The organism is Gordonia sp. NPDC127522 (assembly GCF_042672305.1).
Taxonomy (GTDB): domain Bacteria; phylum Actinomycetota; class Actinomycetes; order Mycobacteriales; family Mycobacteriaceae; genus Gordonia; species Gordonia hongkongensis.
This window is the reverse complement of record NZ_JBHXVK010000001.1, coordinates 433,671-448,054: the sequence shown is the minus strand read 5'-3', so window position 1 is coordinate 448,054 and position 14,384 is coordinate 433,671. Positions and strand designations below refer to the sequence as shown.

Genomic DNA, 14,384 nt, shown 5'->3' with positions numbered 1-14,384 from the left:
CCGCGGTCGGGACCCTCCCGCAGAGGGGACGGAAGGGTCCCGACATCGCGGAGCCCCGACATCACCCGGGGCGTTCACAGTCACGAGGTCGGGAGTCAGTCATGTCGAGGTTAGATCGCCGGTCACTTCTCATCGGGACGGCCGCAGCCGCCGGCCCCGACAAACGGATCGCCGACGCTGCCGAACGCGCACTCGACGAGATCATTGCCCACGACACCGGCAGCCGGATCTGATGGGCATCGCACCACGTCGACATCTCGTCTCGACGACAGCCACGCAGCCATCGTCCTCCGTCCGCCGTCGATGGCGACGGTGCGCGACGTGCATCAGCATCGTCCTCGTAGCCGTCGCCTCGACCACGTTCGCCACCTCGCACGCCGCACCGACCGCAAGGAATAGCTGTGCCTCTGAGCATTTCGTCGGATCGTGGTTCGCGAGCTCCAGCGACGGCATCGTTCCGGTCGACGCCAACGGCGGCGTCGTACCGACCGTACTGCGAGATCAGACCATCCGTTCCACGATCGCGCCGCATCTGGGCGGGGACGAGTTCCGCATCCGACTGTCCAACCGGTTCGGCGCCGGCCCCGTCACCTTCGGGCGGGTCACCGTCACCGCCTCGCCCACCGCTGCACCGACTCCGTTGTCGTTCAACGGCGAACCGCGCGTGACCGTGGCGGCCGGGGAAGAGGTGCTCAGCGATCCGGCCCGGCACCCGGTGGTCGCGTTCGCACCGCTGACGGTCAGCATCCACGTCTCCGGCACATCAGCCGCGCCGTCGAAGCACTGGAACGCCAACGCGGCCACCCATCTCAGTCCAACCGGTTCCGGCGACCTGACCGGACGAGTCGGCAACGCCGGCTTCACCACTCGTGTGGGCTCCTGGCTCTACCTGAACGGTCTGGACGTTCTGGCCCCCACGACGAACAGATCCGTTGTCGCTTTTGGGGATTCGATCACCGACGGGTTCGTGGGCGCGACCCCGCTCAGTGTGCCTGCGGACCGGGGGATCCTCGACACCGACGCCCGCTATCCCGATCAGCTGCAGCGGAGACTCGACGCAGCCGGGGTCGGACTGTCGGTCCTCAATGCGGGACTGAGCAGCAATCGGCTCCTCACCAGTGGCGAACCGCTCATGCTCGGACCCTCGGGCTTGTCGCGCTTCCGGCGTGATGCCCTCGATCAGGCCGGGGTGGCGGGGGTCATCGTCCAGATCGGCATCAACGACTTGGGCCTGCCTCCGCCGGCGTCGGCAGACCAGCTCATATCCGGATACCGCCGACTCATCGGCATGGCCCGCGGCCGTGGGGTCAAGATCTGGTTGGGCACCCTGCTGCCCGCGTCGAACGCTCTCGTGAACGGAACGCTGGCCCCGTGGGCAGACGACCAGCGTCGACGAACCAACGCCTGGATTCGGCACCAACGCCTGGCCGACGGTGTCATCGACTTCGACCGTGCACTTCGCGACCCTGCTGCACCGTCACAGCTCAGGACCGAGTTCGCGAGCCCGGACAGTCTGCATCCCAGCCTCGCCGGTTACCGGGCCATGGCCGATGCCATCGACATCGACACGCTGGCACCACTCGCCACATCGTCTTGCGAGAGTGCGGGACGACGATGACCGCCGATTTCTCGATGGTCGGCGGCGGGTTCATCTCGTCCCACGGTGGGCGACAAGCATCCTCGGGCGCCAGCGACCACTCTGCCGCCACACCGGCACTCGGCTCGCCGGCTCCGATGGGCTTCTTCGAGTCCATCGTCGCGTTTGCCATCGAGGCCCTGCCCCGCGGCGGCTGTCCCGACGCGATCCGTGCGAGGTTCGGTCTGACCCAGAACTCGTACTACTCGGTTCTCGCCTATGTGCTCAGTCGGCCGGACGTCAACTGCGACAGCAGTACCCGACGCCACCTGCTCGACCTGTGCGCGGGTCACCACGGGTCCCACTGAGTAGCAGCGGCGGGTGGTCCCGTCCCGTCCGTGACGCTACAACAGGTCCGCGACGGGCGTGGGGGTCTGGAGCTTGGGCCGGGTCTTCATCACGGCTCCGACCTTGCCCGCACCCACGACTCCGGTGAGGATGCCGCCACGGCTGTAGTACGCGACGAACTTCCTTCCGTCGTCGTCGACGACGTGGACGTCGTCGCCGGCGAGCGGAGTTCCGAGGACCTGGACCTTGAGGTCGAACTGATCGCTCCAGAAATACGCGACCGATGCCGTGACCGCCTCGCCCCCGGTGATCTGATGGGCGACGACCGAGGCCTGCTCGACCGTGTGATTCCAGTGCTCGACACGGCGGGGTGTGCCGCCCTCGTCGAGCCAGTTCGCCACGTCACCGAGGGCGTAGACGTTCTCGGCGCTCGTGTGCCCGGTTGCATCGCAGGCGATCCCACCGCCCACCTCACGCGGGGCGAGTTCGATCCCGGAGCCCTCCAAATACCCCGTCACCGGCGTCGAACCGATGCCGACGACCACGATGTCGGCGGGCAGCGTGGTGCCGTCGGCGAGTTCGACAGCCCTGACCCGACCCTCGGACACCACGATCTCGGCCACGCCGACACCGGTCCGCAGATCGATGCCGTTGGCCACGTGAAGCCGCGACACCAGCGCGCCGATCTCCTCGCCCAGCGCCGCGGACAGCGGCGTCGGAGCCGGTTCGACGAGACTGACGCGCAGGCCGCGCGTCGACAGGCCCGCCGCGACCTCGCACCCGATGAAACCCGCACCGATGACGACCGCGGCGCTCGCCGAGTCGATCTCGCCACGGAGGGCCACCGCATCGTCGTAGGTACGGATCACATGGGCGCCCCGGACCTTCTCGGTCAGACCGGGGAACGGCCGCGGGTCGAGGCCGGTCGCCAGCACCAGCGTGTCGTAGGCGACGGTGGCACCCGAGGCCAGCGTGATCGTCCGACCCGCCGGCGTCACCGCGGTCACCGCGTCCCCGAGCCGCAGCGTGATGTCGGACTCCTCGTAGAACTCCGCGGGCTTGAGGTCGACCCGGTCGTCCTTGCCCAGCAGCACCGACTTCGACAGCGGCGGACGATCATACGGCGGGTGGGCCTCGGCCCCGACGAGCGTGATCGGGTCGGTGAACCCGTTGTTGCGCAAATTCTCCGCCACCCGGATCCCCCCGAGTCCGGCGCCCACGACGACCACGCCCGCGCTCGATCCACTCATCTCTCGTCCCCTCTGTCGTCTCGCGTGCATGTCCTCGCGCCCGCCGCTCGCATGACCGCCCGTACCTCGATCACCGACCGGCGGCACATCGGGCGGCAGCCGATTCCCGCCGACACTACGCATCGAGACCACCGCTGGACAGGGCTTGTCCCGGCCGCCGGTAGACGTGCGCGTGGGACCGCGATCAGTCCTCGATCGCGTCCAGCAGCCCCCACGCAAGCGCCTGGGTGGCATCGATCTCGGCGCCGGTGACGAAGAGGTGCAGCGCACGCCAGCGTCCGATGCGCCGGGGCACACTCACGGTGCCCCCCGCACCGGGGATCAGTCCCATGGACACCTCGGGAAGCCTGAGCCGGACGTCCGGGCGCGCCACGACGCGACCGGCGAAGGCCGGGATCTCGATACCGGCACCCACACAGTGACCGTGCAGCCGGGCCTCGACCCGGGCCGAGAGAGCCGCGACCAGACGTCCTGCCCCACCGCGGGTGCGGATGAGGTGGGCGCTCGCGGCGTCGGGCATGTGCCCGAACTCGTCGAGGTCACCGCCGGCGCAGAACGACGGTCCCGCGCCGTCGAGCACTACCCGTCTGACCGAGTCGTCGACGATCGCCACCCCGAGGGCCTGCACCAGTGCGTCACGTACACCTGCACCGTAGGCATTCCGTCGCTCCGGCCGGTTCAGCGTGACGTGCAGGGTGTCCTCGACGCGCTCGACGAGCACGGCATCGGGTGCGGCCGCAGGTCGCGGGCGGCCCAGGGCGCGCCGTTCGGCCAGCCAGCTGCCGTACTCCGCGCCACCCTGCAACGCCGAGTAGGCCAGCGACTCGACATCGAGAGCGGACATCCGATCGAGCGGTTCGCCGGCCCGGACGACCTGCGCGGCCACCAAGGAGGCGGTTGGGCAGGCGTTGGCCGCGGACCGAAAACGCTCGGCGGCCCCCTCGGCGTCCCCGGTGTCGACGACGGCACGGTGATCGCCGCCGGGCGCGTAGGTGACGTCGAGCGCGGTGAGCAAGGGGTGCAACTCGGCGGTCACCGGTCGGTTGGACACCCCGATCAGGATCACATCGGAAGCCCCGGCCCGGTCGACGGCACGAGTGAACACCTCGCGACGCCGGACGGGGACGTCGAGGTCCACGATCGTCGTCGGATCGATTGCCCCGCTGCCTTGTCCGAGCAGGTCGCCACCACCGAGGGCTGGCTGCACGGCCAGGTCGTCGATCGTGATGCGCCGCCTGTTCATGGCCGATGACCTCCTCGGTGTCCGTGCGGACGGTAGCATCTCGCCCGTGCCAGGCGACGCGTTCCACGACCCGGTTCGTGCGTGGGCGGACAGCGGGATTCCGTATCTCACGGGCCGGGCCGACGAGGCCCCGATCGTGCCCGTGGGCGACGCCGCGGCACGGGCCCGACGCCTCACCGACTGGATGCGCCGGGCCAGCAACGGTTCGGTCGACGTCGACGGGGCCACCCTACTGGGCGAGAGAGCGGCCCTGACCGGGCGCCGACGCCGCGGGGCGGTGACCGTGGGAGGCTCGGGACGACTGCTGCCCGCCGCCGACGGCTGGGTGGCGGTGAACTGCGCCCGCCCGGACGACGCGGCACGTCTCGGTGCCCTCGTCGGGCGCGACATCGGGACCGACCCATGGCCCGCCGTCGCGGACTGGCTCACCGGCCACAGCCGGGCCGAATTCGACGAACGCGCAACACTGCTCGGCATCGCCGCCGGCGGTGTGGCGAGCGGCGAGGAGATCGGGTCGGCGGCCCGACGGGCGCTACGCCCGGCGGGCACGTCGCGCTCGGTGTCGGGCCTCCGGGTCGTCGACTTCAGTGCGCTGTGGGCCGGCCCGTTGTGCGCGCACCTGCTCGGACTGGCGGGAGCTCAGGTGATCAAGGTCGAGACCCCGCAGCGCCCGGACGGCGCCCGACGAGGCAATGCCGATTTCTACCGCCTGCTGCACGGCGGACACGAGTCGGTTCTGCTGGACCCCGCGGCACCCGCCGAACGCGACGCCCTGCACCGACTCGTTCACTCCGCCGACATCGTGATCGAGGCCTCCCGGCCGCGCGCGTTACGCGGATTCGGCTTGGACAGTGCGGAATTCGTAGCCGCGGGCGCCACCTGGATCTCCATCACCGCAGCGGGCCGGCAGTCCGATCGCATCGGCTTCGGGGACGACGTCTCCGCGTCGGCCGGCCTCGTGGCAGACGATGACGCCGGACTGATGTTCGTGGGTGACGCGATCGCCGATCCGCTGTCCGGCATGACCGCAGCCGCCCTGGCGATGTGCGCGACGGACGGTGGCGTGCTCTGGGACCTGTCGATGCGGGCGACCGTGGCGCAAACCCTCGGCGGGCCGCCCCCGCCCCGCGTGTACCGACGCAGGGGGCAGTGGGTCGTCGACGCCGACGACGGGCCGGTGGCCCTGGCCGCCCCCGTATCACGATCGGCGCTCTCGGCCGCACCGCCGCCGGGTCGCGACACCTCGGCAGTCCTGTCCCGCCTCGAGACGCCGACGTGAACGGATTGATCATCGCGAATGTGTCCCTGCCGCAGGGGCGTCGCGATGTCCGGGTGGTCGACGGGGTGGTGTCGGAGATCGGATCGGCACTGGATGCCCGTCGGTCGGAGGTCATCGACGGTCGGGGCGGGGCGGTGATCCCTGGGCTGCACGATCATCACCTGCACTTGCACGCGATGGCCGCGGCCGCCCACTCGGTTCCGTGCGGACCCCCGCACGTGAGTGACCCCGGCGACCTCGCGGCGGCACTCGACGCGGCGTCACCCGGCCCCGGCACGACATGGGTGCGGGGCGTCGGGTACACCGAAACCGTTGCCGGACTCCTGGATCGCGAGGTCCTCGACCGCCTGCACGCACGGCGACCCGTCCGGCTACAGCACCGCAGCGGCGCGGTGTGGTTCCTCAATTCCGCGGCCGTCGCGGCGGCAGATCTGGCGGCCGGGGACCACCCCGGGATCGAGCGCGACCACGCAGGAGTGCCGACCGGGCGGCTGTGGCGAGCCGACGACTGGCTCCGGGAACGCCTGGGAGGCACCGGGCCACCCGGCCTGTCGGACGTCGGAACCGAACTCGCCCGGTTGGGGGTGACCGGCGTGACCGACGCGACCCCCGACCTCACCGCGGACAGCGTCGGACACCTCGTCGCCGAACACCTGACATCGGCTCTGCCACAACGACTTCACCTACTCGGTTCCTCGCCGGAGATCCCCGGAGGACACCCGACGGTGACCGTCGGGCCGTACAAGATCGTGCTCGCCGACTCCGACCTGCCCGACTTCCCCACGCTGTGTGACCGCATTCGCGAGGTGCACGAAAACCACCGGGGCGTCGCGGCCCACTGCGCCACCAGGGAGTCGCTGCTGCTCCTACTCGCGGCACTCGACGCGGTCGGGCCGCACCCTGACGACCGGATCGAGCACGGTGCCGTCATCGCGCCCGAGACAGTTGCCGAGTTACGCCGCCGCCGCATCCCCGTCGTGACCCAGCCCGGCTTCATCGTCGATCGCGGCGACGACTATCTCGACCGGCTCGCGCCCTCCGACGTCGACGACCTCTACCGGTGCCGCAGCCTCGTGGCGGGACAAGTCAGGGTCGCCCTGTCGAGCGATGCCCCGTACGGACCGACCGACCCATGGACCGTCATGACCGCGGCCGTACACCGGGCGGCGCCGGACGGCCGGATCGTCGGTTCCGACGAGCGCATCGACCACCGCACCGCGCTGCGCTTGTACCTGGCCCCGCCGGCGAACCCGGGGGCCGCCCCTCGACGCGTCGAGGTCGGCGAGTCGGCGGACCTCGTCGTGCTCGACGGTTCGGTGGACGACGCCTTGCAGGCCGGTTCAGACGCGGTGCAGTGCACGATGATCCGCGGCCGGGTCGTGTATCACCGGTGATCTCCGAAGGCCGTCGCGCTACCCGCGCCGGCCCTGCCGGCTGCGGGCGCGCTCCACCCAGGCCCGAACGGCATCCCGATGCTCATCGGTCAGTCCCGACCGCACCATCTCCTCGCTCTCCGCGGGAAGGGCCTGCGCCAGATCCATCGTCGTCGCACGACCGATGTTGCGCTTGGTGGCCGCCCAGGCCAGCCGCGGACCACCGGCGACGGCGGTGGCCCAGTCGAGCGCGGCGGCCGCGAACTCGGCATCGGGCACCACCCGGTTGACCAGTCCCCACTCCCGGGCCTGCGGCATCGTCATCGGTGCACCCGAGACCATGAACTCCATGGCGCGGGACGGTCCGAGCAGTCGGGTCAAGAACCACGTCCCGCCGAAGTCACCGGAGAATGCGAGATCGCCCCATCCGGCGATCAGCTTCGACGACGATGCCGCGATCCGCAGGTCGGCAGCGAGGGCGATGCTCAGCCCGGCGCCCACGGCCGCGCCGGGAAGGGCTGCGATCGTGACCTTCGAAATGTCGCTCAGAAGCGTCGCCATCCGTGCGTTGTGCGTCAACCCGGCGGTCCGTTCGGCCACCGTGCCGCCGGCGTTCTCGACCTTCCGTCGCACGTCGCCACCGGCACAGAAGGTGGTGCCCGCCCCGGTGATCATCACCGCCCCGATCTCCGGGTCCGCCGCGAATCCCTCCAGCAGCCGCGGGACGGTCTCGAACATGCCCGGATGCAGTGCGTTCCGTCGATCCGGCTGGTCGAGAACCACCAAACCGACCCGGTCGACGATCATCGCGGAGACCACCTCGGTCCCGGTTTCGAGAACTGTTCCCCCGCGCCAGGCCGCCAGCTCCGGCAGTGTGTGACCGTCGCTCGACGCATCCTCGGGCGGCTTCGAAAATGTCATGCTCCTCCTTGGCAAGGGGTGTTCTCCGCTGCGAGACGGACTGTACGCTGGCCCGGGTGATCGAGAGCACACGCGCCGCTCGGGCGCCCCAGTCCACGCCGGCCGGAGTCGTTCGATGACCGACGAGCTCATCCCCGGCATCACGACACCTCCCGACGACGGCGCCGGCGCGACCCCGTCCGACCTCGAGGCGATCGAGTACGCGTACACCGACGACCACGTCGCGACCATCACACTGAACCGCCCCGAGGCACTCAATTCCTTCGACGACACGATGGCGACGGAGCTGGCGTGGGCCTGGCGCAAGATTCGCGACGACGACGCCGTCCACGCCGTCGTGATCCGGGCTAACGGCGATCGGGCGTTCTCCACCGGCGCCGACATCAAGAACGGCGACCCGTGGTTTCTGAGCAGCAATGTCTGGAACTCCTTCGACCCCGGGTCGACCCTGTCGCCCAAGCTCCACCACCGCGTCTGGAAACCGGTGGTCGCAGCGGTACACGGGATGGTGGCAGGAGGTGCCCAGTACTTCCTGAACGAGTCCGACATCATCCTCGCGGCCGATGACGCGGAGTTCTTCGATCCGCATGCCAACGGCGGGATCGTGTCCGCACTCGAGCCGATCGGCATGCTCCACCGCGGCGTTCCCCTGGGCGACGTCCTGCGTTGGGCGCTGATGGGAACCGAGGAACGCATCACCGCGACCACCGCGCTGCGCTTGGGCCTGGTCACCGAGGTCGTCCCGGTGAGCGAGCTGCGGAGCCGGGCGCATTCGATCGCCGCATCCATCGCGGCTCGCAACCCGGTGGCTGTCCAGGGCACGGTTCGTGCGATCTGGGAATCGCTGGACATGACGCGATCGACGGCACTACAGAACGGCATGTCCTACACCCACATCGGGAACCAGCCCATCGAGGTCCGTAGATCCCAGGCACGACGCAACGGTCCCGTGACCCGGCGATGAACACGTGACCCGGTCTCGCTGAATGGGACCGGCTCCCGAACGATCGACCTCATCCACGAGCAGGTATCCGACGACTTCGATGAGACCCTTGTCACACCGCATCAACCAACCTACTGTGCGTTCAGAAGGTTTGTCTGGAGGACATTTGTGACTGCGCAACGGCCCTATGCCACGCTGCTCGCCAAGGGCGCGGAGCGACGTCAGCAGATACTCGAGGTGGCGGCACGGCGACTGGCCAGACAGGGATGGCGAAACACCACCCTGGCCCAGATCGCCGCCGACGCGGGCATGACCCCTGCGGGCCTGCTACACCACTTCTCCTCCAAAGAACAGCTGCTCCACGCCGTCATCGACGCCCGCGACAACGCCGATCTCGCCGAGGCGGACCTCAACGGCGACCTGTTCGTCCAGATTCGGCGCGTCGCCGAACGAATCGAACGCTCACCGGAACTCGTGGGGACGTTCACCGTCCTGCTCGTGGAGAATCTCGCACCTGACGCTCCCTTGCACGATCGACTGGTCCAGCGCTGGCGAACCGCGGTCGACATCGTCGCCGAGGTCATCGCCCACCACCAGGCGGCCGGCGAGTACCGCGCGGGGATCTCACCCCGTGTCCGTGCCATGGAGATCGTGGCTTTCATCAACGGCGTCGAGATGTCATGGCTCCTCGACCCCACGATCCCGCTGACCGAGATCTTCGAGGACTACGTCCGGAATCTGGAAACCGATTTCACTGCAGGGGAGTGAAAATGACATATCAGCTCGACATCATCGGTGACGACGTCAGAGAGCTCGTGCGCCATGCCGGAGGTTGGATCTACGACCGGGTGGCCGCCGGGTGGAGGGTGACCGTCTTGCTGCCCGCCGGCGACGACCCCCGGCCGATGCGCATCCTCGGCGCACACACCGAGGTGGTGAGCCCGACCGATGGTTTCCACGGGCGATGTCCGCAGGCGATCGCGACCTCGGCCCGCTTGTGCAGGCTTCATCCGGACCTCGTCGCCGACCTCGGCTCGGCGATGCGGACCCGTGAGGCCGAGATCATCCTGTGGGGCGAGGACTGGCCTCACGAACTGGACGGCACGCCTGATCCGGCGACTCACCGTCTGAGCTTTGCGGCCCGGGCCTTCAAGGCCCAGGCCCTCACCGCTGCCGGGGTCGGCCTCGTCCCGATCACCGCAGCCGAGAACTTCCGCACGGCGAGCGCCGTCCGCTCGTGGGTCGGCGCCGACCTCGTCCCCGCCGGGTGACGAAGGAAACCTAAAGCTCGTCTCTTGGACCGAGGTGACCGGCTGCCGGCGGCGAACCCGGTTCTCAGCCGGCGAAGCCGTGAGCGCAGAACTCCCACACCTCGTCGGAGGTGATCCGGTCCTCGGCCGGTCCGCCACCGGACTGCGGCGCGATGAACATCACGGTCTGGATAATCATCGCGGCCAGCCTCCGCGGATCACCTCCGGCGCGCAGGCCGTCCGTCGCGTCGACCTCGGTCAGCAGTTCGGCGAACAACTCATAGAGGGCCGTCGTGGCGATCCTGAGTTCAACCGGGTGTGAGATCAGCAGCCGTGGGGCGAACTCGGTGAACAGCGGCCGGCGGGCCGCGGGGTCCGGGCGCGACAGCTCGTACAGCAGCCCGGTCGCGGTCCGGACCTTCGACAGGGGGGCATCCTCGTTCTCCGTCGCGGCCCGGATCTGGGCGGACATACGGCCGATGGCGTCCTCGTACAGCGCGAGCAGGAGTTCGTGTTTGCCGTCGAACTGCAAGTAGAAGCTCCGCAGCGACAGTTTGGACCGCTCGACCACCTCCTGGACGGTGAAGTCGGTCGTCCCCTTCTCTACGATGATCGCCTGGGCGGCGTCGAGGAACTTCTGCACCCGCTTACCCGCCCGCTCCCGGGCCGTCCGCAGGGAGCGTTCGACAGCACGCTGCTTCCATACGGGTTCGTCGCCTGCGGTCATGACAGGAGACTTCGGCACCGGCGCACGGAATTCATTGGGGAATCATATCCATCCGCCACTGGCGGGCGGCGCGGAGGACGGAAAAACGGAAAGCCAACTTCCCCGAGTGAGAATTACATTCTCACTCGGGGAAGTCAGCGCCAGGTCAGAGCTGCGCCCACACGGTCTTCGACTGGAGGTAGCTCTCGACGCCGGCCTTGCCGGCCTCGTATCCCCAGCCCGACTGCTTGTACCCACCGAACGGCATCGAGTGATCGAACTGGAGCTGGCAGTTGAGTCCGACGGTGCCCGCCTTGAGTCGCTTCGCCAACCGATGTGCCCGACTCAGGTTCTGCGTCCACGTCGTCGCCGCGAGTCCGTAGTCGGTGTCATTGGCCAACGAGATCGCCTCGTCCTCGTCCTCGAACGGGAGGATGGTGACGACCGGACCGAAGATCTCCTCCTGGAACAGCCTGCTCGACGTCGGATCGACCTTGGTCGCCACGGTCGGGTGCACGAAGTAGCCCTTCCGATCGAGCCGATGGCCGCCGGTGACGAGTTCGACGCCGTCCGCCCGACCGATGTCGAGGTAGCCGAGCACGCGCTTGAGCTGTTTCTCGCTGATCAGCGGACCGATCATCGAGCCCTCCTCTTCGGGGCCACCGAGCTGCAGGTTCTCGGCGATCGTCGCCACCCCCTCGACGACACGCTCATAGATGTTGCTCTGCACGAGAATTCGTGATCCGAGCATGCACACCTGACCCGAGTGCAGGAAGCATCCGAAGCCGGCCATCGCGATGGCGGTGTCGAGATCGGCGTCGTCGAAGATGAGGACCGGCGACTTACCGCCGAGCTCGAGCGTGATCTTGTTCAGGTTGCTCGCTGCCGAGGCGCGCACGATCTCCCGCCCGACCTCGGTCGAGCCGGTGAACGCGACCTTGTCGACATCGGGGTGGGCGGTGATCGCGGCGCCTGCGGTGTGGCCGTATCCGTTGACCAGGTTCACCACACCGTCGGGAACCCCCGCCTCGGCGAGGATACGGGTGAGCACCAGGGCCGAGAGCGGGGTCTCCTCGGCCGGTTTGACCACCGTGTTGCAGCCGGCGGCGAGCGCGGGGGCGAGTTTGGCACAGTAGTTGAACACCGGACCGTTCCACGGGAAGATCAGTCCCACAACGTCATACGGTTCCCGCAGGGTGTAGGCGTGCATGTGGGACTCGATGCCCATCAAGCCGCCGGTGTTCACGTCCCGGGCGATACCGTCGACCTTCGTGCACCAGCCGGCGTAATAGCGGAACCATTCGGCACCGACCTTGGTGATCACGGCCGCCTGCGAGGCCGGGATCCCGGCATTCACCGACTCGAGGTCGGCGAGCAGTTCGCTGTTCTCCTCGATGAGGTCGGCGACTTTCCACAGGATCCGGGCCCGCTCGTAGTCGGGTTTGCCCGACCAGACCCGGGACTCCGACGCCTCCTTGGCCCGCGCGACCGCGTCGTCGACGACTTCCGGTCCCGCGTCGGTGAATTCGGTGATCTGCTCCTCGGTGACGGGGTCGACGATGGGAATCACATCACCCGTGCCGGGCAATCCTCGAATCTCGTCCAACACAGACTGAACCGACATGGTGGTTCCTTTCAATCAACTGACGTAATCCGTCGTTTACGGGGTCCGGTGCAGGACCGGGCTCTGAGACCCACCGACAGCCACCGGCCGGAGGTCGCGCCGACCAGTTGCCCACCGGTCCGCTGAACGGACCCTATGGACGCCGCGCCGCCCCGCACAGCACAGGTCTCGGTGGTCGGGAAACTCCTAGAGAATGCCCTTCTCTCATTCGTCATCGTCGGTTCTTCCATGTGATAGCCTCACTCTCTGTGAGCTGCGCCACCATGACCCTCACACCATCGCAGCGACGACGTTCGGAGCCGTCATGACCCAATCTCTCGCCCCCAGCGACGAGTTGGCACTCGCGCAGGCCGAGGCGTCTGCCGCCCAAGCCGAGGCCGACGCCGCGGATGCCCGCGCCGAGGCGGCACGTGCCCACGCCCGTCTGACCAGATTGCGGACGGCGCAGCACGTCGAGGCTCCCGCGCAGCAGTCGTCGGACACTTCGGACCGGACTCGAGAAGATGCGGAAACCGACGCCACCGAAGCACAACCTGCCGGGGACTCCCCCGGCACGGATGCGGCCGACGCGGGGAAACGCCCGTCGCGCGATCGCCGCACGACCGCGCGTGACACCGTCCGCCGCTTCCGGGCTCTGCGGGTTCCGATCCGGCGCCTGAGCCGGCGAACGGTGCTGATCGCCGTGATGGGGCTCATCACCGCGGCCGCACTCGTCGCCACCGCCGTCATGGGGTGGCAACACCGGGAAGCGCAGGCCGAGACGTCCCGTGCCGCAGAATATGTCGCCGCAGCCGAACGAGGCGTGACCGCCATCACCTCGCTGGATTTCCGGCACGCCAAACGCGACGTGGACCGGATCGTCGCGCAATCGAGCGGTCCGTTCTACGACGATTTCAGCAAGCGGGCACCGGACTTCACCAAGGTCATCGAGCAGTCCCAGGTGACCACGACCGGGAAGGTCACCTCGACCGCGCTGGAATCGACGACCGATGACGATGCGATCGTACTGGTCGCCGCCACGTCGGAGGTCACCAATGCTGCAGGCGCACGACAGGAGCCACGAGTGTGGCGCCTTCGGGTGACGGTCACCGACGTCGACGGCACCACCAAGATCTCGAATGTGGAGTTCGTACCTTGACAACGAAAAGCACCGCACCCGAACCGAAATCGGAAACGCCCGAGGACGACACGTCCCAGACCGCCACGGGCACCCCGGAACCCGACGTCAACGCGATCACCGCCGACGTCACCGGTCTCGAGACGGTCACCGATCCCCTGACGCCCGGCCGATTCACTCGGATCCGGCGGAGCAGACGCACTGTCCCCGCTGCGGTCGCGGTGGCGATGATCGCCTCCGTCACCGGCGCGGGCGTGGCCTACATGGAGCTCTATCGTCCGGACCAGGCGACCGACGATGCGACCCGCGCCGCCGTCGTCGACGCGGCGAACGACGGCACCGTCGCCCTCCTCTCCTACGGCCACAAGTCGCTGAACGCCGACTTCGCCAAGGCCCGAGAACACCTGACCGGCCAGTTCCTCACGTACTACAACGAATTCACCGAGAAGGTGGTCACCCCGGCGGCCACCGACAACACCGTCAACACGACTGCTGAGGTCGTGCGATCCGCTGTCTCCGACCTCGGCGAGAACGAAGCACACGTGCTGGCCTTCGTGAACCAGACCACCACCAGCAAGACCGAACCCGACCCCGAGCTGACATCGAGCAGCGTGCGCGTGTCCCTACAGCGCGTGGACGGCAACTGGCGGATCTCCTCGTTCGATCCGGTGTGATCGCCCGCTCCCCGCTGCCAGGGGAGCCGATCCTCCGTGCCGGCCCGCCCCCTGAGCCGAGCACCGCGCGAGACCACCGG

At 68.6% G+C, this 14,384-nt stretch carries 15 protein-coding genes; 10 read left to right on the top strand and 5 right to left on the bottom strand.

What is annotated here, in order from left to right:
- The first annotated feature begins 101 nt into the window (after window positions 1-101).
- The 3 genes from ACFVHY_RS02085 to ACFVHY_RS02075 are packed head-to-tail and all read left to right on the top strand — an operon-like array spanning window position 102 to window position 1,944.
- Window positions 102-233, top strand: coding sequence for a hypothetical protein (locus ACFVHY_RS02085; RefSeq protein WP_390267759.1), 132 nt, complete (start codon window positions 102-104; stop codon window positions 231-233).
- A complete protein-coding gene (locus ACFVHY_RS02080) occupies window positions 233-1,618 on the top strand; it encodes a GDSL-type esterase/lipase family protein (protein ID WP_390267756.1) in 1,386 nt (461 codons plus the stop codon). The genes ACFVHY_RS02085 and ACFVHY_RS02080 overlap by 1 nt, the downstream gene beginning before the upstream one ends.
- Window positions 1,615-1,944, top strand: coding sequence for a hypothetical protein (locus ACFVHY_RS02075; RefSeq protein ID WP_390267753.1), 330 nt, complete (start codon window positions 1,615-1,617; stop codon window positions 1,942-1,944). Before ACFVHY_RS02080 ends, ACFVHY_RS02075 begins: the two co-directional genes overlap by 4 nt.
- Before the next feature lie 36 nt (window positions 1,945-1,980).
- Here ACFVHY_RS02075 and ACFVHY_RS02070 read toward each other — a convergent pair whose 3' ends face one another.
- Both ACFVHY_RS02070 and ACFVHY_RS02065 read right to left on the bottom strand, forming a co-directional pair.
- Window positions 1,981-3,174, bottom strand: a complete 1,194-nt coding sequence (locus tag ACFVHY_RS02070; RefSeq protein WP_390267750.1) for an NAD(P)/FAD-dependent oxidoreductase — start codon at window positions 3,172-3,174, stop codon at window positions 1,981-1,983.
- A gap of 184 nt (window positions 3,175-3,358) precedes the next feature.
- The gene (locus tag ACFVHY_RS02065) at window positions 3,359-4,417 is read right to left on the bottom strand and encodes an enoyl-CoA hydratase/isomerase family protein (RefSeq protein ID WP_390267747.1); all 1,059 of its coding nucleotides are present in this window, start codon (window positions 4,415-4,417) and stop codon (window positions 3,359-3,361) included.
- A 46-nt stretch (window positions 4,418-4,463) separates the two neighbouring features.
- On the opposite strand from ACFVHY_RS02065, the gene ACFVHY_RS02060 reads away from it, so the two are divergent.
- Both ACFVHY_RS02060 and ACFVHY_RS02055 read left to right on the top strand, forming a co-directional pair.
- Complete coding sequence (locus ACFVHY_RS02060) at window positions 4,464-5,696, top strand: CoA transferase (RefSeq protein WP_390267744.1); 1,233 nt, start codon at window positions 4,464-4,466, stop codon at window positions 5,694-5,696.
- Complete coding sequence (locus tag ACFVHY_RS02055) at window positions 5,693-7,090, top strand: amidohydrolase family protein (protein WP_390267741.1); 1,398 nt, start codon at window positions 5,693-5,695, stop codon at window positions 7,088-7,090. Before ACFVHY_RS02060 ends, ACFVHY_RS02055 begins: the two co-directional genes overlap by 4 nt.
- A gap of 18 nt (window positions 7,091-7,108) precedes the next feature.
- On the opposite strand, the gene ACFVHY_RS02050 is transcribed toward ACFVHY_RS02055, so the two are convergent.
- On the bottom strand, window positions 7,109-7,990 hold the full coding sequence (locus ACFVHY_RS02050; RefSeq protein WP_390267738.1) for an enoyl-CoA hydratase-related protein: 882 nt from the start codon (window positions 7,988-7,990) through the stop codon (window positions 7,109-7,111).
- Between the two features lie 115 nt (window positions 7,991-8,105).
- On the opposite strand from ACFVHY_RS02050, the gene ACFVHY_RS02045 reads away from it, so the two are divergent.
- The 3 genes from ACFVHY_RS02045 to ACFVHY_RS02035 all read left to right on the top strand — a co-directional run bounded on the left by ACFVHY_RS02045 (window position 8,106) and on the right by ACFVHY_RS02035 (window position 10,204).
- A complete protein-coding gene (locus ACFVHY_RS02045; protein ID WP_390267735.1) occupies window positions 8,106-8,954 on the top strand; it encodes an enoyl-CoA hydratase/isomerase family protein in 849 nt (282 codons plus the stop codon).
- 147 nt (window positions 8,955-9,101) lie between these two features.
- Window positions 9,102-9,701: a TetR/AcrR family transcriptional regulator gene (locus ACFVHY_RS02040; RefSeq protein ID WP_390267732.1), complete on the top strand. Its 600-nt coding sequence runs from the start codon at window positions 9,102-9,104 to the stop codon at window positions 9,699-9,701.
- Window positions 9,702-9,703: 2 nt separating this feature from the next.
- Complete coding sequence (locus tag ACFVHY_RS02035) at window positions 9,704-10,204, top strand: hypothetical protein (RefSeq protein ID WP_390267729.1); 501 nt, start codon at window positions 9,704-9,706, stop codon at window positions 10,202-10,204.
- 64 nt (window positions 10,205-10,268) lie between these two features.
- Here ACFVHY_RS02035 and ACFVHY_RS02030 read toward each other — a convergent pair whose 3' ends face one another.
- Together ACFVHY_RS02030 and ACFVHY_RS02025 are read right to left on the bottom strand one after the other, a co-directional pair.
- A complete protein-coding gene (locus ACFVHY_RS02030; protein ID WP_390267726.1) occupies window positions 10,269-10,910 on the bottom strand; it encodes a TetR/AcrR family transcriptional regulator in 642 nt (213 codons plus the stop codon).
- A 145-nt stretch (window positions 10,911-11,055) separates the two neighbouring features.
- Window positions 11,056-12,513: an aldehyde dehydrogenase family protein gene (locus tag ACFVHY_RS02025; RefSeq protein WP_390267723.1), complete on the bottom strand. Its 1,458-nt coding sequence runs from the start codon at window positions 12,511-12,513 to the stop codon at window positions 11,056-11,058.
- A gap of 304 nt (window positions 12,514-12,817) precedes the next feature.
- On the opposite strand from ACFVHY_RS02025, the gene ACFVHY_RS02020 reads away from it, so the two are divergent.
- Together ACFVHY_RS02020 and ACFVHY_RS02015 are read left to right on the top strand one after the other, a co-directional pair.
- Window positions 12,818-13,651: a hypothetical protein gene (locus ACFVHY_RS02020; protein WP_390267720.1), complete on the top strand. Its 834-nt coding sequence runs from the start codon at window positions 12,818-12,820 to the stop codon at window positions 13,649-13,651.
- Entirely contained in the window at window positions 13,648-14,304 is a 657-nt protein-coding gene (locus ACFVHY_RS02015; RefSeq protein WP_390267717.1) for a hypothetical protein, read from the top strand. The genes ACFVHY_RS02020 and ACFVHY_RS02015 overlap by 4 nt, the downstream gene beginning before the upstream one ends.
- The last annotated feature ends 80 nt before the right edge of the window (window positions 14,305-14,384 follow it).

Coding starts and splice junctions, on each gene's coding strand:
- ACFVHY_RS02080 (WP_390267756.1), top strand. CDS start 233: ATGGGCATCGCACCACGTCGACATCTCGTCTCGACGACAGCCACGCAG.
- ACFVHY_RS02045 (WP_390267735.1), top strand. CDS start 8,106: ATGACCGACGAGCTCATCCCCGGCATCACGACACCTCCCGACGACGGC.
- ACFVHY_RS02065 (WP_390267747.1), bottom strand. CDS start 4,417: ATGAACAGGCGGCGCATCACGATCGACGACCTGGCCGTGCAGCCAGCC.
- ACFVHY_RS02030 (WP_390267726.1), bottom strand. CDS start 10,910: ATGACCGCAGGCGACGAACCCGTATGGAAGCAGCGTGCTGTCGAACGC.
- ACFVHY_RS02085 (WP_390267759.1), top strand. CDS start 102: ATGTCGAGGTTAGATCGCCGGTCACTTCTCATCGGGACGGCCGCAGCC.
- ACFVHY_RS02020 (WP_390267720.1), top strand. CDS start 12,818: ATGACCCAATCTCTCGCCCCCAGCGACGAGTTGGCACTCGCGCAGGCC.
- ACFVHY_RS02025 (WP_390267723.1), bottom strand. CDS start 12,513: ATGTCGGTTCAGTCTGTGTTGGACGAGATTCGAGGATTGCCCGGCACG.
- ACFVHY_RS02070 (WP_390267750.1), bottom strand. CDS start 3,174: ATGAGTGGATCGAGCGCGGGCGTGGTCGTCGTGGGCGCCGGACTCGGG.
- ACFVHY_RS02075 (WP_390267753.1), top strand. CDS start 1,615: ATGACCGCCGATTTCTCGATGGTCGGCGGCGGGTTCATCTCGTCCCAC.
- ACFVHY_RS02035 (WP_390267729.1), top strand. CDS start 9,704: ATGACATATCAGCTCGACATCATCGGTGACGACGTCAGAGAGCTCGTG.
- ACFVHY_RS02050 (WP_390267738.1), bottom strand. CDS start 7,990: ATGACATTTTCGAAGCCGCCCGAGGATGCGTCGAGCGACGGTCACACA.